This window comes from Streptomyces sp. NPDC030991, assembly GCF_055571235.1.
The window spans coordinates 67454-86076 of record NZ_JBVIFR010000006.1 but is presented as its reverse complement, the minus strand read 5'-3'; the positions used below and the strand labels follow the sequence as shown (position 1 = coordinate 86076).

Annotated in this window: 19 protein-coding genes; 9 read left to right on the top strand and 10 right to left on the bottom strand. The window is 71.9% G+C overall.

The genetic code is table 11. The annotated features are described in order from the left end of the window. Positions 1-105: 105 nt before the first annotated feature. Both ACZ45E_RS13615 and ACZ45E_RS13610 read left to right on the top strand, forming a co-directional pair. Positions 106-1671 carry a DHA2 family efflux MFS transporter permease subunit gene (locus tag ACZ45E_RS13615; RefSeq protein ID WP_468220234.1) on the top strand — a complete coding sequence of 522 codons (1566 nt, stop codon included), beginning with the start codon at positions 106-108 and terminating at the stop codon, positions 1669-1671. 5 nt (positions 1672-1676) lie between these two features. Next, the gene (locus tag ACZ45E_RS13610) at positions 1677-2285 is read left to right on the top strand and encodes a TetR/AcrR family transcriptional regulator (RefSeq protein WP_468220232.1); all 609 of its coding nucleotides are present in this window, start codon (positions 1677-1679) and stop codon (positions 2283-2285) included. 11 nt (positions 2286-2296) lie between these two features. Here ACZ45E_RS13610 and ACZ45E_RS13605 read toward each other — a convergent pair whose 3' ends face one another. Beyond that, positions 2297-4342, bottom strand: a complete 2046-nt coding sequence (locus ACZ45E_RS13605; protein ID WP_468220230.1) for a thioredoxin domain-containing protein — start codon at positions 4340-4342, stop codon at positions 2297-2299. Positions 4343-4562: 220 nt separating this feature from the next. Here ACZ45E_RS13605 and ACZ45E_RS13600 point away from each other — a divergent pair, with 220 nt between their 5' ends. After that, complete coding sequence (locus tag ACZ45E_RS13600; protein WP_468220228.1) at positions 4563-7772, top strand: tetratricopeptide repeat protein; 3210 nt, start codon at positions 4563-4565, stop codon at positions 7770-7772. Positions 7773-7781: 9 nt separating this feature from the next. Here the strand turns inward: ACZ45E_RS13600 and ACZ45E_RS13595 are convergent, their stop codons facing one another. The 3 genes from ACZ45E_RS13595 to mca form a co-directional block, all read right to left on the bottom strand. Then, on the bottom strand, positions 7782-8372 hold the full coding sequence (locus ACZ45E_RS13595) for a dihydrofolate reductase family protein (protein WP_468220761.1): 591 nt from the start codon (positions 8370-8372) through the stop codon (positions 7782-7784). Positions 8373-8495: 123 nt separating this feature from the next. Next, a complete protein-coding gene (locus ACZ45E_RS13590; protein ID WP_404217141.1) occupies positions 8496-8735 on the bottom strand; it encodes a hypothetical protein in 240 nt (79 codons plus the stop codon). Then, entirely contained in the window at positions 8728-9609 is an 882-nt protein-coding gene (gene mca, locus ACZ45E_RS13585; RefSeq protein WP_468220225.1) for a mycothiol conjugate amidase Mca, read from the bottom strand. Before mca ends, ACZ45E_RS13590 begins: the two co-directional genes overlap by 8 nt. A gap of 130 nt (positions 9610-9739) precedes the next feature. On the opposite strand from mca, the gene ACZ45E_RS13580 reads away from it, so the two are divergent. Together ACZ45E_RS13580 and greA are read left to right on the top strand one after the other, a co-directional pair. Beyond that, positions 9740-10141, top strand: a complete 402-nt coding sequence (locus ACZ45E_RS13580) for a DUF4307 domain-containing protein (RefSeq protein ID WP_468220223.1) — start codon at positions 9740-9742, stop codon at positions 10139-10141. A gap of 178 nt (positions 10142-10319) precedes the next feature. Continuing rightward, complete coding sequence (gene greA / locus ACZ45E_RS13575) at positions 10320-10817, top strand: transcription elongation factor GreA (RefSeq protein WP_468220221.1); 498 nt, start codon at positions 10320-10322, stop codon at positions 10815-10817. A gap of 68 nt (positions 10818-10885) precedes the next feature. On the opposite strand, the gene ACZ45E_RS13570 is transcribed toward greA, so the two are convergent. From ACZ45E_RS13570 to ilvA, 3 genes are all read right to left on the bottom strand, one after another. After that, positions 10886-11743 (bottom strand): ABC transporter permease, encoded by an 858-nt coding sequence (locus ACZ45E_RS13570; protein ID WP_468220218.1) that lies wholly within the window; start codon positions 11741-11743, stop codon positions 10886-10888. Continuing rightward, positions 11740-12729, bottom strand: a complete 990-nt coding sequence (locus ACZ45E_RS13565) for an ATP-binding cassette domain-containing protein (RefSeq protein WP_468220216.1) — start codon at positions 12727-12729, stop codon at positions 11740-11742. The genes ACZ45E_RS13570 and ACZ45E_RS13565 overlap by 4 nt, the downstream gene beginning before the upstream one ends. A 278-nt stretch (positions 12730-13007) precedes the next feature. Then, positions 13008-14252 (bottom strand): threonine ammonia-lyase, encoded by a 1245-nt coding sequence (gene ilvA, locus ACZ45E_RS13560; protein ID WP_468220213.1) that lies wholly within the window; start codon positions 14250-14252, stop codon positions 13008-13010. Between the two features lie 175 nt (positions 14253-14427). On the opposite strand from ilvA, the gene ACZ45E_RS13555 reads away from it, so the two are divergent. From ACZ45E_RS13555 to ACZ45E_RS13545, 3 genes are all read left to right on the top strand, one after another. Next, the gene (locus ACZ45E_RS13555; RefSeq protein WP_468220211.1) at positions 14428-14916 is read left to right on the top strand and encodes a MarR family winged helix-turn-helix transcriptional regulator; all 489 of its coding nucleotides are present in this window, start codon (positions 14428-14430) and stop codon (positions 14914-14916) included. 77 nt (positions 14917-14993) lie between these two features. After that, the gene (locus ACZ45E_RS13550) at positions 14994-15485 is read left to right on the top strand and encodes a sigma factor-like helix-turn-helix DNA-binding protein (protein WP_468220208.1); all 492 of its coding nucleotides are present in this window, start codon (positions 14994-14996) and stop codon (positions 15483-15485) included. Then, positions 15482-15736 (top strand): hypothetical protein, encoded by a 255-nt coding sequence (locus ACZ45E_RS13545; RefSeq protein ID WP_468220206.1) that lies wholly within the window; start codon positions 15482-15484, stop codon positions 15734-15736. Before ACZ45E_RS13550 ends, ACZ45E_RS13545 begins: the two co-directional genes overlap by 4 nt. 22 nt (positions 15737-15758) lie before the next feature. Here ACZ45E_RS13545 and ACZ45E_RS13540 read toward each other — a convergent pair whose 3' ends face one another. Further along, the gene (locus ACZ45E_RS13540) at positions 15759-16931 is read right to left on the bottom strand and encodes a cystathionine gamma-synthase (protein ID WP_468220205.1); all 1173 of its coding nucleotides are present in this window, start codon (positions 16929-16931) and stop codon (positions 15759-15761) included. A gap of 57 nt (positions 16932-16988) precedes the next feature. On the opposite strand from ACZ45E_RS13540, the gene ACZ45E_RS13535 reads away from it, so the two are divergent. Next, complete coding sequence (locus ACZ45E_RS13535) at positions 16989-18089, top strand: hypothetical protein (protein ID WP_468220202.1); 1101 nt, start codon at positions 16989-16991, stop codon at positions 18087-18089. 141 nt (positions 18090-18230) lie between these two features. Here ACZ45E_RS13535 and ACZ45E_RS13530 read toward each other — a convergent pair whose 3' ends face one another. Beyond that, complete coding sequence (locus ACZ45E_RS13530) at positions 18231-18374, bottom strand: hypothetical protein (protein WP_468220201.1); 144 nt, start codon at positions 18372-18374, stop codon at positions 18231-18233. A 33-nt stretch (positions 18375-18407) separates the two neighbouring features. After that, positions 18408-18623, bottom strand: a complete 216-nt coding sequence (locus ACZ45E_RS13525) for a DUF397 domain-containing protein (RefSeq protein ID WP_468220200.1) — start codon at positions 18621-18623, stop codon at positions 18408-18410.

Sequence of the window (18623 nt, the reverse complement as noted above, 5' to 3'; positions counted from 1 at the left end):
TCTTCCTGGCCGCGGCTTCCGAGCCGCGGCCATTTTTCATGCCTCCACAACCAGAAAGTTACCGCCTATTGACACATACTAGGAAATGAGAGCTACTCTCATTTCATGGCTACTGTCACTCAGCACGACACAGCGCGCCCCGATCCCCGGCGCTGGTGGGCCCTGGCGGCCCTGGTCGCGAGCATGCTCGTCCTCGGTTTCGACATGACGATCCTGAACGTGGCCCTCCCGACGATCACCGGACAGCTGGGCGCCACCACCGGTGAGCAGCAGTGGATGGCGGACGCGTACATCGTGGTCTTCGCCGCGCTGATGCTCCCTGCCGGACTCCTCGGCGACCGCTTCGGGCGGCGCCGGATACTCGTCACCGGGCTCGGTGTCTTCCTCGCGGCGTCCGTCGTCGGCGCGCTCGCCTCCGACGTGACCTGGGTGATCTTGGCCCGCGCCCTCATGGGGGTCGGCGGCGCCATGGTGATGCCGCTCGCCATCTCCGTACTGCCGTCGCTGTTCCCGCGCGAGGAGCAGACGAAGGCCATCGGCATCATCTCGGCGGCGTCCGCGCTCGGCATGCCCCTCGGACCGATCGTCGGCGGCTGGCTGCTGAACCACTTCTGGTGGGGCGCCGTCTTCGTGATCAACGTGCCGATGGTCGCCATCGGCATCACCGCCTGCCTGTTCCTGCTCCCGGAGACCAAGGACCCGGCCGCCCCCAGGATCGACCTCGCCTCGACCGTGCTCACCGCGCTCGGCCTCGGCACCCTGATCTACGCGATCATCGAGGGCCCCGCGAAGGGCTGGACCGACCCGGCCGTCCTCGGCGGCTTCGCCGCGGCCGTCGTCCTGCTCGGCGCGCTCGTCCTGCGCGAACGCCGCAGCCCGCGCCCCATGCTCGACCTCACGCTCCTGTCCCACCGCGGCTTCCTCACCCACACGCTCGTGGCGACGCTCGGCATGTTCGTGCTCGCCGGCCTCATGTTCGTGCTGCCGCAGTACCTGCAGGCCGTGCTCGGCACCGACGCGCTCGGCACCGGGCTGCGGACGGTCCCGCTGATGGCCGGGATGCTGGTCGCCGCGAAGCTCGCCCAGCCGCTCGTCGCCAGGTTCGGGGCACGGTCGGTGATCTGCGTCGCCCTGGTGGTCCTCGCCTTCGCCGGGTTCCTGGGGGCGCGCACCACCACCGGCTCCGGGTACGGCTTCACGGCCCTGTGGCTGACGATCGCCGGGATCGGATTCTCCTTCGCCATGATCCCCGCGATGGGCGGCGCGCTCGGCGCCCTCCCCCGGGACCAGGCGGGCCGCGGCTCCGGGCTGCTGAGCACCGTGCGCCAGACCGGCAGCGCGCTCGGCGTCGCCCTGCTCGGCGCCCTCATCGCCGGCGCGTACACGACGAGGCTGAGCACGGGCGGGCTGCCCGGGGCGGCGGCGGACGCGGCACGCGACTCGGTCATCGGCGCGCACCTGGTCGCGGAGCGGCTCGGCGACCGGGCCCTCGCGGCCTCCGCCGACGCCGCCTACGTCCACGGCATGAACCTCGCCCTGACCGTCATCGGCATCACGGCGCTGGTCTCCGCGGTCCTCACCGCGGCCCTGATGCCCGGCCGCGTCCCGCCCGCCGCGAGCGCCCCGTCCGGTACGGAGGTGGCCCCCGTCAGCGCGGATGCCGGACAATGACGGTCATGGCCGCCTCAGCACAGACCCCGGAAGCCCGGCTCGGGCTCCGGGAACGCAAGAAGCTCAAGACCCGTACGGCGATCCGCGCGGCGACGTACCGCCTGATCATGGAGCGGGGGTACGACGCGACGACCGTCGAGCAGATCGCCGAGGCCGCCGAGGTGTCGCCGTCCACCGTCTTCCGCTACTTCCCCACCAAGGAAGACATCGTCCTGACCGACGAGTTCGACCCGATCCTGGAGCGGGAGCTGCGGGCCCGGCCGGCCGACGAGTCGATCGTCGAGTCCCTGCGGCACGTCATCGACCGCAGCCTGGACCTCGCCTGGGACAGCGAGGACCCCGAGGTGGCCCGGCTGCGCACCCGCCTCCAGGTGGAGGTGCCCGCGGTGCGCAGCCGGATGATGGAGTCGATGTCGGTCACCGGGCAGATGGTGTGCCGCGTCCTCGCCGAGCGCACCGGGCGCGACGCGGGCGACCTGGAGGTGCGGGTCTACGCGATGGCCGTGGTCGGCGCCCTCATGGAGGCCACGATGTACTGGGCCGAGCACGGCCACCAGGGCGAGCTGCGCGAGCTGGCGACGCGGGCCCTGGACACCTTGCGGAACGGGCTGTAGGCCCGCGTCCCTCACTCCCCCCGGTCCGCCGGGTCCGCCGGTCCGTTCAGGGTCCGGCTCAGCGCGTCGGTGTCCGTCACGGGGCTGTGGCACACGAAGTGCCGGCACACGTAGGCGCTCTCGCGGCCCTCGACCCGCGGCCGGTCCGCGAGCAGCGGCAGTTCGTCGCTGCCCTCCTCTCCCGCGGCGACGACCGCGCCGGGCGCGGTCCCGGTGAGCGCGGCGTGGTGCATCCGGCCCCCGACCTCCCCGACGACGGCGATCTCGCGGGGCCCGTCGAGCAGCGCCTCCGCGACCGCGAGCCCGTTGCCGATGAACCGCGGCGCGCGCGGGCCGAGCGCCTTGACGACCCCGAGGGCCCGCTCCGCCGCCGACCGGTGGGGTTCGGAGCCGGTCTGCGCCGCGTACGACAGCAGGGCCCCGGCGGCGGCGCTCCAGCCGGACGGGGTGGCGTTGTCGGTGGGGTCCTGGGGCCGCCGGATCAGCTGCTCGGCGTCGACGGCGGTGTCGTAGAGGGCGCCGCTCTCCTGGTCCACGAACCGGTCCAGGACGTGATCGAGCAGGAACCCGGCGAACTCCAGCCACACCCCCTCCCCGGTCACGGACGCCAGCGCGAGGAACCCCTCGGCGACATCGGCGTAATCCTCCAGCACGCCGCTGTTCTGCCCGGCCCGGCCGTCCTTGCTGGTACGGGAGAGCCGGGCGAGGGGGTCCATGTGCAGCCGTACGAGCAGGTCGCCCGCGCCGACGGCGGCGTCCACCAGGTCCTGCCGGCCGAAGTAGGCGCCGGTCTCGGCGAGAGCGGCGATCGCCAGCCCGTTCCAGGCGGCGACGACCTTGTCGTCCCGGCCCGGTGCGGGACGCCGGGCCCGCGCCTCGCGCAGCCGCTGCCGGATCCCCTCGATCTGTCCGGCGTCGAACACCTCGTCCGCCTGCGGCAGTCGGAGCACGGAGGCGCCCTCCTCGAAGGTCCCCTCCCGAGTGACCCCGAAGTACCGGGCGGCGACGGCCCCGTCCTCCGCGCCCAGCACCTCGTTCAGCTGCTCGGGCGTCCACACGTAGTAGGCGCCCTCGACCTGCTTGCCGCTCGCCGGGTCCTCGCTGTCGGCGTCCAGCGCGGAGGCGAACCCGCCCTCGTTCGTCCGCAGGTCACGCACGAGGAAGTCGGCGGTCTCCAGGGCGACGCGCTTGGCGAGCTCCGAGCCCGTCGAACGCCACAGGTGGGCGTAGGCGCGGCAGAGCAGCGCGTTGTCGTACAGCATCTTCTCGAAGTGCGGCACCGTGAACTCGCGGTCCACGGAGTACCGCGCGAATCCGCCGCCGAGCTGGTCGTAGATCCCGCCGCGCGCCATCCGCTCGCACGTGTCGGCGGCCATCTGCAGCGCGCCTTCCGCGCCGGTCCTGGCGTGGTGGCGCAGCAGGAACTCGATCACCATGGACGGCGGGAACTTGGGCGCGCCGCCGAACCCGCCGTACGTCGCGTCGTACTCCCGCGTCAGCCCGAGCAGCGCCTGCGCCAGCTCGCCCTCGCCGGGGACCCGCGCGTCCCCGAAGGACAGTTCACGGCCCGCGAGATCCGCGGTGATCTTCGCGGCGACCTCGGTGACCTCGCCCCGCCGGTCCGCCCACGCGTCCCGGACGCCCCCGAGGACCTGGGTGAAGGACGGCATGCCGTGGCGGGGCTCGGGCGGGAAGTACGTGCCGAAGTAGAAGGGTTCGGCGTCCGGGGTGAGGAAGACGGTCATCGGCCAGCCGCCCTGGCCGGTGGCGGCCTGGACGGCCTCCATGTAGACGGCGTCGACGTCGGGCCGCTCCTCGCGGTCGACCTTGACGCTGACGAAGTGTTCGTTGATGACTGCCGCGGTGGCGTCGTCCTCGAAGGACTCGTGCGCCATGACGTGGCACCAGTGGCACGCCGAGTAGCCGACCGATAGCAGAACGGGTACGTCGCGTCGTCGCGCTTCCTCGAACGCCTCAGGCCCCCAGGGCCACCAGTCGACCGGATTGTCAGCGTGCTGCAGCAGATAAGGCGAGGTCACACCAGCTAGCCGGTTCATACGATCCAGGCTCTCACGCCGCCCGGCGCGAACGGCTCAGCCCGGGGCACTGCGCCCTGCCCAGCCGCCTCCGCGCGCTCGGCCGGGAACGGGAACCTCGCCGCCGGCGCCGCCCGGCAGCGACGTCACGGTCGTGTCTTTGATCGCCGGGCCTCTCGCGCCTTCACCCCGTACGCAGGACACTTGACCCTGAACTGACGCCACCGGAGGGGGACCGAAGATGCGAGACAGCCATCGGGCGGAGGCCGAGCGGCTGTTGGCCCGCGTCGTGGAGGAGGAGGTCAGGCGCTCCGGCGGGCGGACGGACGGGGGCGCGCTGCTCGCGCGCGCCCGGGGCGCGCTCGACGCCATGGGGCAGACAGCCGCCGAGGAGTACGCCGCGTACACCCGGGCCCTGGACGAGGCGGCGGCCGGGCAGAAGACGTTCGGGGAGCGGTTCGCCGAGGAGGGCGGGTCGACGCCGCTGATGGTGGCGGGGGTCGGGGCCGTCACCGCCGTGGTGGCCGATCTCGCGCTCGGCGCGGGCACCGGGGTCGCCATGGGCGCCGGGGCGGCGGTCGCCGTGCTCGGCGCGGCCGCGACCGTCGCCAAGGTGACCGCGGCGCATCTGCCCGCGGCGAGCCGCAGCGCGGGCGCCCTGAACCAGCCGGGCGGGCCCGAGCAGTTGCGGTTGCAGTGGCTGACGGCGCTCGAGGTGCGGGGCGTCCGGCCGTTCCTGGATCAGCAGCGGATGCTCGCGGCCAGTACCGGTACGTCGAAGAAGTCGGCGGCGCCGGGGTCGCGGCGGACCGACAAGAGCGCGGCGGCGCGCCGCAGAAGCGTCCTGGAGCAGTCCTTCGGTCAACTGCCCGTTCCGGACGGGCCGTTCGCGGGGCGGCGGGCCGCCATGGCGCGGATCGCGCAGTGGGTGCACGCGGCGCGGGCCAGCACGGAGACGCGGCCGACGGTGGTGGTGCTGCACGGGGCGCCGGGTTCGGGGCGTACGACGCTCGCGGTGCGGGCCGCGCACGAGCTGCGGGACCAGTTCCGCGGGGCGTGCGTCGTGGATCTGCGCGGGGACCGGGCGGACGCGTCGCCGCTGTCGACGCGGGACGCGCTGCTGCATCTGCTGAACCGGCTGGGCGCGCCGCGCGAGCAGTTGTTGTTCCGCGAGCGGTCCTCACCGAACCAGCAGGTCAAGCGGTTGAGCGAGCTGTACCACCAGCATCTGACGGGGTTGCCGGTGACGATCGTGCTGGACGACGCGGAGGACGCCGAGCAGGTGCGCACGCTGATCCCGGAGCGGTCGGACAGCCTGGTCGTGGTCACCGCGCGCAAGCCGCTGGAGCTCGGCGGGTCGATCCCGGCGTGGGTGCACCAGTTGCCGGTGGAGGCGCTGGACGCCGCGGGCGCGGAGGAGTTGCTGCGGGAGGCCGCGGAGGACGCGAGCGGCCCGTACGACGCCGAATCGACCGATGAGGTACGCGAGTTGTGCGGCGGGCTGCCGCTGGCGCTGCGGGTCGCGGGGTCCTCGATCGGCCCGCGCACGACGCGTCAGCTGGCGGCGGACCTGAGCGCCTACGGGCCGGTGGAGCCGGTCGAGCGCGTGCTGTGGCTGCGCTACACCGACCAGTCGGACGCGGGCCGCCGGCTGCTGCGGCGCCTCGCGCTCGCCGGGCGGGCCTCGCTCGGCGCGGCGGCCGCGGCGGCGCTGCTGGCCACGGACGAGGCGGAGGCATCGCGCCATCTGACGGCGTTGTCGCGCGCGGGGCTGATCGACCACGTCCGGGGCAGCCGTTACCGGCTGCACGATCTGGTGCGGTCGTTCGCGCAGGCCCGGCTCTCGGACGAGGAGGAGCCGGCCGAGCGGGTGGCGGCGCAGGAGCGCCTCATCCAGAACTACGCGGAGCTCGCCGACTCGGTGATCCGTCTGGTGGACGGCAACATGTCCACGCGCGCCGGTCAGCCGGGCCCGCACGGTTTCACGTCGCTCGACGCGGCGCTGCGCTGGCTGGACGACGAGTCGAGCTTCATCACGGCGGCGCTGCGGCACGCGGAGGACGTCGACCAGCAGGCGGTCCTGGGTCTGCTGGGCGCGCTCTGCGACTACTGCCTCCTGCGCGGTGACCTCTACCGCCTCGGCGAGATCAGCGAGTTGACGCAGGCCATCGACCAGGGGCTGCTCGTGCGCTCGGTCCAGTGGCGTACGGGCATCGCGGCGCGTCAGCTCGGCGAGCTGGACAAGGCGCGTACGACGCTGACGTCGGTGGTCGACCTGTACCGCGAGGCCCATCATCAGGCGGGCGAGGCACGCGCGCTGTGCTCGCTCGGCATCACCCTGCACCACCAGGGTCAACTCACGGACGCGTCGGCCAAGTTGCGGGAAGCGCTGGATCTCCAGACGACGCCGGAGACGCGGGGCGACCGCGGCTGGACGCTGCACGCGCTCGCGGCGGTCGAGCGCGACCGCGCCCACGTACGCGAGTCCTTGGCGCTGCTCACCGACGCGCTCGCCCTGCACCGGGAGAACGAGTCGCTGCACGGTGAGGCGTGGGCGCACTTCCAGCTCGGGCAGTTGTGCCTGCGCATGGGCGAGGTGCCGCGGGCCGACGAGGAGCTGCGGGCCGCCCTGGATCTGTACCGGCGTACGCGTGACAGCCGCGGCGAGGCGTGGGCGCTGACGCAGCTGGCGCGGGCCCGGCTGGTCGACGGTGAGGCGTCGGCCGCGGTCGACGGTCTGCGCCAGGCGTTGTCCCGGCACCGCGACAACGAGGACGCGCGCGGTGAGGCGTGGACCGCCTACTACCTGGGCCAGGCCCTGGAGGAGACGGGCAACCTCGACCAAGCGGTGCGCGAGCTGGAACGTTCACGCACGATGTTCTCCCGGATGCGCGACGTGTACGGCCTGGCGTGCGCCCGTCACCACTCGGCGCGGGTCACCCGCGACCAGCGGGCGGCGCAGACGGGGTCGCTGCGCAACTCCGGGTTCGCGCGGCAGCTCCTGGTCGACGCCCGCGCCGACTTCCAGCGCATCGGTGTCGCGCACGGCGAGGCGTGGACGTGCCTGGAGCTGGCGGTCGTCGACGCGGGCAACGCGCGGCTCCAGCAGGCGGTGACGCTCTGCGAGCAGGCGGCCGCGCTGTTCGCCTCCTACGGCGACCGGCGCGGCGAGGACTGGGCCGCGTTCCTGCGGTGCACGCTGCTCCCCTACGCCTCGCCGGGTGGCTCGGAGATCGGCGCGGCGGTCGCCCAGGAGGAGCTGGCGCAGCTGGCCCGTACGCCCAATCCGGTCCGTGACGGCAAGCTCGACGACTACGTGGGCGCGTTCGGGCTGCTGCTCGAACGGGGGGTGGAGCTGGACGCGGGCTGGCAGGCCTGGCGCCTCGGCATGGTGCCGAACCGGCACGCCCGGGATGTGATGGGGGTGATCGCGCAGCCGTCGCGGCCCTGAGCCGCGCGCCTACGGGAGCCGCGGCGCCTTCGGTGCCTCGCGCACCCGGTACTGGAGGTGCAGCACCCGGTCCCCCTGGACCAGCACGTGCGGGTCGTCGAGGAGGCGCTGTCCTTCGGCGGAGCCGAAGTAGCGCTTGCCCGAGCCGAGGAAGACCGGGGCGACGTCCATGGCCACGACGTCGACGAGGCCGAGGGCGAACGCCTGGCCGCCGATGTCGCCGGCGGTGACGGCCACGGCCCGGCCGTCCGCGAGCTCCTTGGCCAGGGTGACGGCCTCGGCCACGTCGCCCACGAAGTGGTAGTGGGACGCCTCGGGGTGCCAGCCCTCGGGGCGGGGCCGGTGCGAGACCACGACGACGTGCTCGCCGGCCGGCGGCTTCGCGTCCCACCCGTCGGTGAGGTCGAAGAGGTGACGGCCCATGATCGTCACGCCGATGCTGTCCCACATGGGCTGCGTGTACGCGGCGGAGGCCCGGGAGACCCGGAAGCCGTCGCCGTCACCGAGCGGCGTGTCGCCGTTGCCGTACCAGTCGAAGAGCGCTCCGACCTGGTCCTCGGCGTCGGCGATGAAACCGTCCACGGAGACGACCGCGTGCATCAGTACAGGGGCCGGTACAGGGGTCGGTACAGGGCTCACAGGGTTCATACCTGTACGACCCGGCGCACCCGCGAAACTCATCGCGGGCGCGCCCGGAGAGCCGCGCCCGGAAGCCGAAAGGCTCTAGGAGCGCTCGGGCGCCTTGCCGGCGTCGGCGGCGACCGGCTCGGCGCCCGCCTTCTCCTTGAAGTCGACCTTGCCCATGTGCCGGTTCATCGACTTCATCAGGCCCCAGACGGCGAGGGCCATCACCGCGAAGACGATGAAGCCGAGCACACCCGGAGTCACCTTGTTCTCGTCGACCTCCTGCGCGGCAAGAGGGACGAGATGGGTCATTGCCAGATTCGATGTCACATCAGGCATTGTGACGGACGCCCGCGAAGAGGTCGTCCTCGGGGAGGGAGGTATCGACGAGGGACTTCGCCAGCTCGTACTCCTCGGTGGGCCAGACCTCCTTCTGGACGTCCATCGGCACGCGGAACCAGCCGCCGTCCGGATCGATCTGCGTGGCGTGCGCGATCAGCGCCTTGTCACGGATCTCGAAGAACTCGGCGCACGGAACATGCGTGGTCAGCGTGCGCTCGACCCGCTCGAACTCGTCCCAGCGCTTCAGCCAGTCCGCGTACGGCGACTCCAGGCCGCGCTCGATCATGGCGTGGTGCAGCGCTTCGGTGCGCGGCCGGTTGAAGCCCTGGTTGTAGTAGAGCTTGCTCGGCTGGAAGACCGGGCCGAACTCGGCCTCGGGGTACTTCTCGGCGTCGGCCGCACCGTCGAAGGCCACCATCGAGATCTTGTGGGTCATGATGTGGTCGGGGTGCGGATACCCGCCGTTCTCGTCGTACGTCGTGATGACCTGGGGACGGAAGGACCGGATCTGGCGCACCAGGCGCCCGGCCGCGTAGTCCACGTCCTCCAGGGCGAAGCAGCCCTCGGGCAGCGGCGGCAGCGGGTCCCCCTCGGGCAGTCCGGAGTCGACGAAACCCAGCCAGTCCTGCTTGACGCCGAGGATCTCGCGGGCCTCCTCCATCTCCTTCTTGCGTACTTCGTGGATGTGCTCCTCGATGTACGTGTCGCCCTGGAGCTTCGGGTTGAGGATGGAGCCGCGCTCGCCTCCCGTGCAGGTCACGACATGCACGTCCACCCCCTCGGACACGTACTTGGCCATGGTGGCCGCGCCCTTCGACGACTCGTCGTCGGGGTGGGCGTGAACGGCCATCAGTCGCAGCTGCTCAGTCAAGACAAGATCCTTGGTGAATTAAGGCGCCCTGATGTGAATCGGCGCAATGGGCGCTTCTATAGTGACCGAACCGGGGGGCGGAAAATTCCGGTGCCCGGATGTTGGCGGGCGAGGCGAGAGGAACTGGCCGATGAGCGCCGTGCAGCAGCTGCCGGAGGGCCGCTACGGGGCATCGCGCGCGGCCGACGCCCGCGCGGACCGGAAGCTGAAGATCGCCGCGATCGTCCTGGGGGCACTGTTCGCCGCGATGATGTGCTGGTTCGGCTGGTACTACGTCGTGGGCAACAAGTTCAGCGGTGAGGTCATCGCCTTCAAGTCGTCCCCGGAGGGCGTCCAGGTCCATCTGGAGATCCGTAAGGACGCCGACGCGAGCGGCTACTGCACGGTCCGCTCGCAGAGCGCGGACGGCGCCGAGGTGGGCCGGGCCGACTTCCGCTTCGCCCAGCACGAGGAGCGGATCGACAAGGTCGTCACGCTGCGCACGGCCGGCCGGGGCACGACCGCGGAGCTCATCGGCTGCCACGCCGAATGACGCGCCTCTCTTCCGGGCCAGTACGTCGGCGTTGACCTGCGGCGACGTAAATCTGCGACCATATGTTCTCCCCCTTCGACCGCTGAATTGTTAGGCTCGTGGTTTCGCCCACCCGTGAGGGAACATCCTTCTGGGTAGGGCGATGCTTTGTATTCCCAGTACCTACGAGGAGCGACCTGTGACCCAGACCAGCGAAGACGTCACCTGGCTGACGCAGGAGGCGTACACCAAGCTCAGGGACGAGCTGGCGTATCTGTCTGGTCCCGCGCGCGAGGAAGTCACCGCGAAGATCGCGGCGGCGCGCGAGGAGGGCGACCTGCGGGAGAACGGCGGGTACCACGCCGCCAAGGAGGAGCAGGGCAAGCAGGAGCTCCGCATCCGCCAGCTGACCCAGCTCCTGGAGAAGGCCAAGGTCGGTGAGGCGCCCGCCGCGACCGGCGTCGTCGCGCCCGGCATGGTCGTCACGATCGCTTTCGACGGCGACGAGGACGACACCATGACCTTCCTGCTCGCCTCCCGCGAGTACGCCAGCTCCGACATCGAGACGTACTCGCCGCAGTCGCCGCTGGGCACGGGCGTCAACGGCAAGAAGGTCGGGGAGGACGCCCAGTACGAACTGCCGAACGGCAAGCTCGCCTCCGTCAAGATCCTCACGGCGGAGCCGTACAACGGCTGACGCCTCTGGTGATACGTGACGAGGCCCCCGGAGCAGCCGTCCGCTCCGGGGGCCTCGCCATGTGCGCATCAGGCCGTCGCGTTGCGGTACTTGCGGACCGCGAACGTGCGGAAGACGACGACGATCAGGACGGACCAGATCAGCGACGCCCACACCGGGTGCTGCATGGGCCAGGCGCTGGACTGTGACACGCCGGGGCTGCCGAAGAGCACGCGGCACGCCTGCACGGTCGCGCTGAACGGGTTCCAGTCGGCAACGTGCCGCAGCCAGGGCGTCATCATGCCGGTGTCCACGAACGCGTTCGAGATGAACGTCACCGGGAAGAGCCAGATGATCCCTCCCGAGGTCGCCGCCTCCGGGGTCCGCACCGAGAGGCCGATCAGCGCGCCGATCCAGGTGAACGCGTAGCCGAGGAGGAGCAGCAGGGCGAAGCCGCCCAGGATCCTCCCGGCGTTGGTCGGCTCCTGCGAGCCGGTGCGCCAGCCGACGAGCAGGGCGACGACCGCGAGGACGAGCAGGGTGATGGAGGTCTGGACGAGGTCGGCGACGGTGCGGCCGGTCAGGACCGCGCCGCGGGCCATGGGCAGCGAGCGGAAGCGGTCGACGAGCCCCTTCTGGTTGTCGTCGGCGATGCCCGCGGCGGCTCCGGCCGTGGCGAAGGTGACCGTCTGGGCGAAGATGCCCGCCATCAGGAAGTTCTTGTAGACGTCGGGGTCGGTGGAGCCGCCGACGCTCATGGAGCCGCCGAAGACGTAGGTGAAGAGGACCACGAACATCACGGGCTGGATGACGCCGAAGAGGAGCATCTCGGGGATGCGTGTCATCCGGATCAGGTTGCGCTTGGCGACGACCAGTGAGTCCCGGACGGACTGGCCGATGCCGCCCGCCGCGCGCGGGGTGCGCACGGGGTCGGTGACGGTGCTCACGTGCGGGCCTCCTTCTCCTTCTCGGGGTCCTCGGCCTCGGTCGGTTCCTCCGCCGTGTGTCCGGTCAGGGAGATGAACACGTCGTCCAGGGTGGGGCGGCGCAGGCCGATGTCGTCGATCTCGATGCCGCGCGCGTCGAGCTCGCGGATCACCTCGGCGAGCAGCTTGGCGCCGCCGGTCACCGGGACGGTCAGCTTGCGGGTGTGCTCCTCGACGGTGGCGTCGCCCTTGCCGAAGCCGGTCAGGACCTGGCGGGCGGTGTCGATGTGATCGCGCTCGTGCACGACGACCTCGACGCGCTCGCCGCCGGTCTGGGCCTTGAGCTGGTCGGAGGTGCCGCGGGCGATGACCCGGCCGTGGTCGACCACGCAGATGTCGTGCGCCAGGTGGTCGGCCTCTTCCAGGTACTGGGTGGTCAGCAGCAGCGTCGTGCCGCCGGCGACCAGCTCCTGGATGACCTCCCACAGCTGCTGCCGGTTGCGCGGGTCGAGGCCGGTGGTCGGCTCGTCCATGAACATCACCGGGGGCGAGACGACGAGCGCGGCCGCGAGGTCGAGGCGGCGGCGCATGCCGCCGGAGTACGTCTTGGAGGGGCGGTCGGCGGCGTCGGTGAGGTGGAACCTCTCCAGGAGCTGGACCGCGCGCGCCTTCGCCTCCTTGGCCTTCATCTGGTAGAGCTGGCCGACCATCTGGAGGTTCTCCCGGCCCGTCAGATACTCGTCGACCGCGGCGAACTGACCGGACAGGCCGATCGAGCGCCGTACCTCGTTCGGATTCTTCAGTACGTCGATGCCCGCGACGACCGCTCTGCCACTGTCCGGCGTGAGCAGCGTCGTGAGGCAGCGCACCGCTGTCGTCTTGCCCGCTCCGTTGGGTCCGAGCAGGCCCAGGACCGTGCCTTCTGGTACGTCCAGATCGACACCGTCCAGGGCCCTTACGTCACCGAAGGTCTTCACCAGACCTTCGGCGTAGATGGCGCCTGGCATTGGTTCCCCCATAACCCCGTGGATGGATGAGTGACCGGTCTACCGGGTGGTGCCTGCGGTGGTGCCCTGTGCGTCGCGCGATGTGCGGAAAGTCTAGTTTTTCCGGGATGGCGATGCCCGACGAACGAGTGATGCGAGCCACACCGTATCGCGATGTATCGCGTCTCCTCAACCGGTTTCCCGGTTCTCGCCGTCCGGGCAGCGGGACGGCGGCAGGACGGAAGGGCGGAGAGGCGGCGGGACGGAGAGACGGCGGGGCGGCGGGGCGACGGGCGGCCTCAGTCGATGACTGTGTAGCCCGCCTCCCGCAGCGCCGTGCCGACCTCGGCGCAGTGCGCGGGGCCCTTGGTCTCCAGGTGCAGCTCCACCTCCGCCTCGGTGAGCCCCAGCCGGGGATCGGTCCGTACGTGGCCCACGTCGAGGACGTTGGCGTCCGCCGCCGACAGCACCTGGAGGATCGAGGCCAGGGCGCCGGGGCGGTCGGTCAGCCGCAGGCGCAGCGAGAGGTAGCGGCCCGCCGCCGCCATGCCGTGGGTGAGGACCCGCTGCATCAGGAGCGGGTCGACGTTGCCCCCGGAGAGCAGCGCGACCACCGGGCCCTCGAAGGCGTCCGGCTCGCTCAGGAGCGCCGCCACGGGGCTGGCCCCCGCGGGTTCGACGACCATCTTGGCGCGCTCCAGGCACAGCAGCAGCGCGCTCGCCAGGGCGTCCTCCGACACCGTGCGGACCTCGTCGACCAGGCCGCGCACGAGCGCGAAGGGGACGTCGCCGGGCCGGCCCACCTTGATGCCGTCGGCCATGGTCGCCGCCGGCTGCGGCAGGGAGACGGGGCGGCCGGCCCGGAGCGAGAGCGGGTAAGCGGCCGCGCCCTCCGCCTGCACGCCGATCACCCGCACGTCGGGCCTGACCGCCTTCACCGCGACGGCGACGCCCGCCGCGAGCCCGCCGCCGCCGATGCCCACGACGATGGTGCGCACCTCCGGGCACTGCTCCAGGATCTCCAGACCGAGCGTGCCCTGGCCCGCGACGATGTCCGGGTGGTCGAAGGGGTGGATGAAGACGGCGCCGGTCTCGCGCGCGTACTCCTGCGCCGCGGCCAGCGTCTCGTCGACCACCTGCCCGTGCAGCAGCACCTGCGCGCCGTAGTCGCGGGTCGCGGCGACCTTCGGCAGGGGCGCGCCGACCGGCATGAACACCGTGGAGCGCACGCCCAGGAGCGAGGAGGCGAGGGCCACGCCCTGCGCGTGGTTGCCCGCGCTCGCGGCGACGACCCCCGCGGCCCGCTCCTCGGGGAGCAGCCCGGCGATGCGCACGTACGCGCCCCGCAGCTTGAAGGAACCGGTCCGCTGGAGGTTCTCGCACTTGAGGTGGACCGGGGTGCCGAGCAGCTGCGAGAGGTGGTGGCTGTGCGCCATGGACGTCATCCGCGCCACTCCGGAGAGCATCTTCTGGGCGCCGCGTACATCATCGAGGGTCACGGCGGGCAGAGGGTGCGGCAAGGAGTCAGACGCGTTGTAGCTCATGACTGAAGTCTCGCAGCTCACGGCGTACGTCTCTCGGGATGTTCACGCTCCGAGACCGGATTGCGCAGCGCAGGTACGGCCAGCGCTTTCGCCGCGTACCCTGTGCCCCAATCCAGTGCAATCCACCATCCACGCATGAAGTGAGCCCCCGGCCATGCCCACACCACAGGAAACGATGGACATGACGACCGCCGGCGACACCGGCCTCCTCGAAACGCTCCAGCACGAGGTGGCGGTCTTCGCCCGCCGCGCCGAGCAGACCCGGCTCGGCGGGGTCGGGCAGGTGCGCAATTCGATGGACCGCGCCGCGTATCTGCTGCTCAACCGCCTCGACAAGGAAGGCCCGATGGGCGTCAAGGCGCTCGCGTCGAGCATGGGGATCGACTCCTCGACGGTGACCCGGCAGGTCGCCCCGCTCGTCGACACGGGTCTCGTCAAGCGCACGTCCCACCCGGAGGACGGCCGCGCCGTCGTGCTCCAGCTGTCGCCGCGCGGTCTGTCCCGTCTCGACGAGGTCCGCTCGTCCCGGCGGGAACTGATGGCCCAGCTGACGGAGGAGTGGGAGCCACAGGAGCGCGAGCAGTTCTGCGCGCTGCTCACGCGCTTCAACAGCGCGCTGTCCGCACGCCAGTCGGGCCAGCCGGCCCCCTCTGCCGACTCCTGAGGCCCGTCCGGCACTCACGTGCGGCGCCGCGGCTCCCGCCTCTTGACCAGGGGGCCGCGGCGGGCCTCATATGAAGCGTGCGCGAACGGCAGGCGTCGAGGAACGCCCGCCGGGCCCGGGAGTTCGAGGCGTTCGTCGCGGGCGCGGCAGGGCGGCTGCTGCATGCCGCGACCCTGCTCACCGCCGAACGGCACGACGACAACCCGCGCGCGCGGAAGCTGCTCACAGTCGCCCTCGCCCGTACGTACGCCTCCTGGGACCGTCTTCGGGGTGAGGATCCCTACGACTGTGTCCGCACGGAGCTAGGCGTCCGCTTCGCGCGCGGTGCGTGGCGCGAGACATGGCACCGGCACCGCGGGCACGGTGGTGTGCTGGGTCATCTGACGCCGCAGGAGCGGCTGGTGCTCGTGCTGCGGCTGTTCGAAGGGGTCGGCGAGGAGCAGGTGGCGGCGCTGCTCGGGCTGCCCGTGGAGCGCGTACGGGCGCTGCACGCGCGCGCGATGGCCCTCGCTCTGCATCCGCCGCGCGGGCCCGCGCCCGCCGAGCTGCCCGGGACGGCACCGGCATGAGTCTTCAGGAACGCAAGGAGGCGACGGTCCGCGCGGTACTCGACGCGGCGCCCCCGCCGGCGGTCCCGGCCGACCTGTGCGCGGAGGCGATGCGCAGGGGCGGCCGTTCGCTGCGGCGCCGACGGATCGCGTGGCGCCTCGTGTGGGCCGTCCTGTGCGCCGCGCTGGTGGCGTTCGTGGTGTGGGCGACGATGGCCCGGCCGTGGGTGGAGCCGCCCGCGAAGACGACCCCACCCCTGACCGGCTGGTGAACCCCCTTGTGCCGTAAGGGAGTTACTTGCCGCCGAGCGCCTGCTGGAGGTCGGCCAGCAGATCGTCGACGGACTCGATGCCCACGGAGAGGCGGACGAGGTCGGCGGGCACTTCGAGGGCCGAACCCGCGACGGACGCGTGCGTCATGCGGCCCGGGTGCTCGATGAGGGACTCGACCCCGCCGAGGGACTCACCGAGCGTGAACAGCTTCGCGCGGTTGCAGACCTCGACGGCCGCCTCCTCCCCGCCCTCGACCCGGAACGACACCATGCCGCCGAACGCCTTCATCTGCTTGGCGGCGATCTCGTGGCCCGGGTGCTCGGGCAGGCCCGGGTAGAGGACCTTGGTGACGCGCGGGTGGCGGCCGAGCATCTCGGCGACGCGGGTGGCGTTCTCGCTGTGCCGGTCCATGCGCACGGGCAGCGTCTTGATGCCGCGCAGGACGAGCCAGGCGTCGAACGGGCCGCACACCGCGCCCATCGCGTTCTGGTGGTACGCGAGGTCGTCGGCGAGCGCCTGGTCGTTGACGACGAGGGCGCCGCCAACCACGTCCGAGTGGCCGCCCATGTACTTCGTCATGGAGTGCACGACGATGTCCGCGCCGAGCGCGAGGGGCTGCTGGAGGTAGGGGCTGGCGAAGGTGTTGTCGACGACGAGGCGGGCGCCCGCCGCACGGGCCACCTGGGCGACGGCGGCGATGTCGGTGATGCCGAGCAGCGGGTTCGAGGGCGTCTCGACCCAGACGGCCTTGGTCCGCGGGGTGATCGCGGCGCGCACGGAGTCGACGTCGCTGGTGTCGGCGACGGACCACTGCACGCCCCAGCGTGAGGCGACCTTGTCGAACAGCCGGAACGTGCCGCCGTACGCGTCGTTCGGGATGACCACGTGGTCGCCCGGGCTCAGCAGCGCGCGGAGCAGGCAGTCCTCGGCGGCGAGCCCCGAGGCGAAGGCGAGGCCGCGCCGGCCGCCTTCGAGTGCGGCGAGGTTCTCCTCCAGGGCGGTGCGGGTCGGGTTGGCGCTGCGGCTGTACTCGTAGCCGCCGCGCAGGCCGCCGACGCCGTCCTGCTTGTACGTGGAAACCTGGTAGATCGGCGGGACGACTGCGCCGGTGACGGGGTCGGCCGTGTTGCCGGCGTGGATGGCGGTCGTCTCGAACCCGCGGGGGGCGCCGTTGTGGCTGTGGGTGTCGCTCATGTGCCCCGAGCGTAGTGCCGAGGCGGCCCCGGAGCCGCCTCGGTTAACTTTGAAGGCATGGGAATTCTCTGGATCCTGATGGCCGTGCTGATGATCGCCTGGGTGGTGATGCTGCGGCGGCGCGGCGGCGGTGGCGGTATCCGTCAGGTCGCCCCGGGGTCCCCCGACGCCGCGGATCCGGCGAACTACGGCTTCGTACGCCAGGAGGAGCTGGACGTCCGCCTGCCCGGCCCCGACCAGGACCTCCTGAACGTGATGGCCGTCGTCCAGCGCAACCAGGATTTCACGGCCGCTTCGCAATTGCTCGCCGGTACCGGCAAGGAGACCGAGGCCAGGTGGGAGCGGGTGCAGGCGATCGCCGGGGCCGCCGCCATCGAGCTGGCGCAGACGCCCCGCCTGGGTGCCGGGTGGCTGCACGCGTGGCGGGCGCAGCAGCCCAAGGACGCGGGCGGGGCACAGGTCTTCGCCGAGTTCCTGGTGCAGCAGGCCTGGCGCAACGGCGGGACGCCGGACGAGCAGCGGATCATCCTGGAGGAGGCGCGGGGCGCCTGCGAACAGGCGGCGCTGCTGGCCCCCGGTGACCCGGTCCCGCACATCACGCACCTCGCGGTCGCGCGGGGCCTCGGCTACTCGCGGTCCGAGTTCGAGCAGCTGTGGCTGAAGATCCTCGACACGACTCCCGGGCACATGGGCGCACATCTGGCGGGCCTGCGCTACTGGACGGAGAAGTGGCACGGCTCGCGCGACGACGCGTTCGCGTTCGCCGAGGCGGCCGCCGCCCGCGCCCCGCGCGGTTCGCTGCTCGCCGCGCTCCCCCTCTTCGCGCTGTACGAGCACATGCCCGACCTGAACCTGGTGCGCGGCTTCTACGAGAGCGAGGTCGTCGCCAAGGCCCTGCACGGCGCCCTCTTCGCGATCTCCGCCGCCCGCCCCGACGACCCGATGCTCGCGCACGTACGCCACCTGCTGGTCTTCTTCCTGGTCCGCGCCGAGCGCTGGTCGGAGGCGATGCAGCAGCTGATCCGCGTGGACGGCCACGTGGGCGCCATCCCGTGGACCTCGGAGGAGGACCCGGCGTCGTCGTACGCGGTGTACCGGGCGCTGGCCGTGGCCGGGTACGAGGCGAACGGGGGGAGCCCGGCGAGTTTGCGGCACTGACGCTGGGCCGCGGGGCTAGGTGGCCGGACGGGGGCCCGGCCGGGCGGGTCGAAGGGAGCGTGGGCGCGGGGTGGGCCCCGGCCCCCGGCCGCCCCTTGAGCCGCACGAGGTCTCCGGTGGTCACACGGGGGCTGATGCTTTTCAGGGCGGGGTCAGCCGGACCTCGGCACGAAGGGCCTGCTTGCCCTTCTCCATCTCCGCCTCCTCCTCAGGAGTGAAGGCGAAGGATGCGCGCAGGTCCTCCCAGTCGGCGCCCTTGGTGACCTCGGGCGGTTCGTTGCCCACAGGCTCTCCTCCAGACAGTCGGCGCCCGTGCGCTCAGCGCGTGCGCACCTCGGCGATGAACGCCGACCAGGCGGTACCGGTGATCACGATGACGGGGCCGGCGGGGTTTTTGCTGTCCCGGACCGGGACGATGCCGGGGGTGCCATCGGCGACCTCTACGCAGTGACCGCCGTCCCCGTTGCTGTAGCTGGACTTGCGCCAGCGGGCGGCACCGGGGAAGTCGCGGGGATGCCGTGTCGCAGCGTCCAT

Coding starts and splice junctions, on each gene's coding strand:
- ACZ45E_RS13615 (WP_468220234.1), top strand. CDS start 106: ATGGCTACTGTCACTCAGCACGACACAGCGCGCCCCGATCCCCGGCGC.
- ACZ45E_RS13610 (WP_468220232.1), top strand. CDS start 1,677: ATGGCCGCCTCAGCACAGACCCCGGAAGCCCGGCTCGGGCTCCGGGAA.
- ACZ45E_RS13605 (WP_468220230.1), bottom strand. CDS start 4,342: ATGAACCGGCTAGCTGGTGTGACCTCGCCTTATCTGCTGCAGCACGCT.
- ACZ45E_RS13600 (WP_468220228.1), top strand. CDS start 4,563: ATGCGAGACAGCCATCGGGCGGAGGCCGAGCGGCTGTTGGCCCGCGTC.
- ACZ45E_RS13595 (WP_468220761.1), bottom strand. CDS start 8,372: ATGCACGCGGTCGTCTCCGTGGACGGTTTCATCGCCGACGCCGAGGAC.
- ACZ45E_RS13590 (WP_404217141.1), bottom strand. CDS start 8,735: ATGCCTGATGTGACATCGAATCTGGCAATGACCCATCTCGTCCCTCTT.
- ACZ45E_RS13580 (WP_468220223.1), top strand. CDS start 9,740: ATGAGCGCCGTGCAGCAGCTGCCGGAGGGCCGCTACGGGGCATCGCGC.
- ACZ45E_RS13565 (WP_468220216.1), bottom strand. CDS start 12,729: ATGCCAGGCGCCATCTACGCCGAAGGTCTGGTGAAGACCTTCGGTGAC.
- ilvA (WP_468220213.1), bottom strand. CDS start 14,252: ATGAGCTACAACGCGTCTGACTCCTTGCCGCACCCTCTGCCCGCCGTG.
- ACZ45E_RS13555 (WP_468220211.1), top strand. CDS start 14,428: ATGGACATGACGACCGCCGGCGACACCGGCCTCCTCGAAACGCTCCAG.
- ACZ45E_RS13545 (WP_468220206.1), top strand. CDS start 15,482: ATGAGTCTTCAGGAACGCAAGGAGGCGACGGTCCGCGCGGTACTCGAC.
- ACZ45E_RS13540 (WP_468220205.1), bottom strand. CDS start 16,931: ATGAGCGACACCCACAGCCACAACGGCGCCCCCCGCGGGTTCGAGACG.
- ACZ45E_RS13535 (WP_468220202.1), top strand. CDS start 16,989: ATGGGAATTCTCTGGATCCTGATGGCCGTGCTGATGATCGCCTGGGTG.
- ACZ45E_RS13525 (WP_468220200.1), bottom strand. CDS start 18,623: ATGGACGCTGCGACACGGCATCCCCGCGACTTCCCCGGTGCCGCCCGC.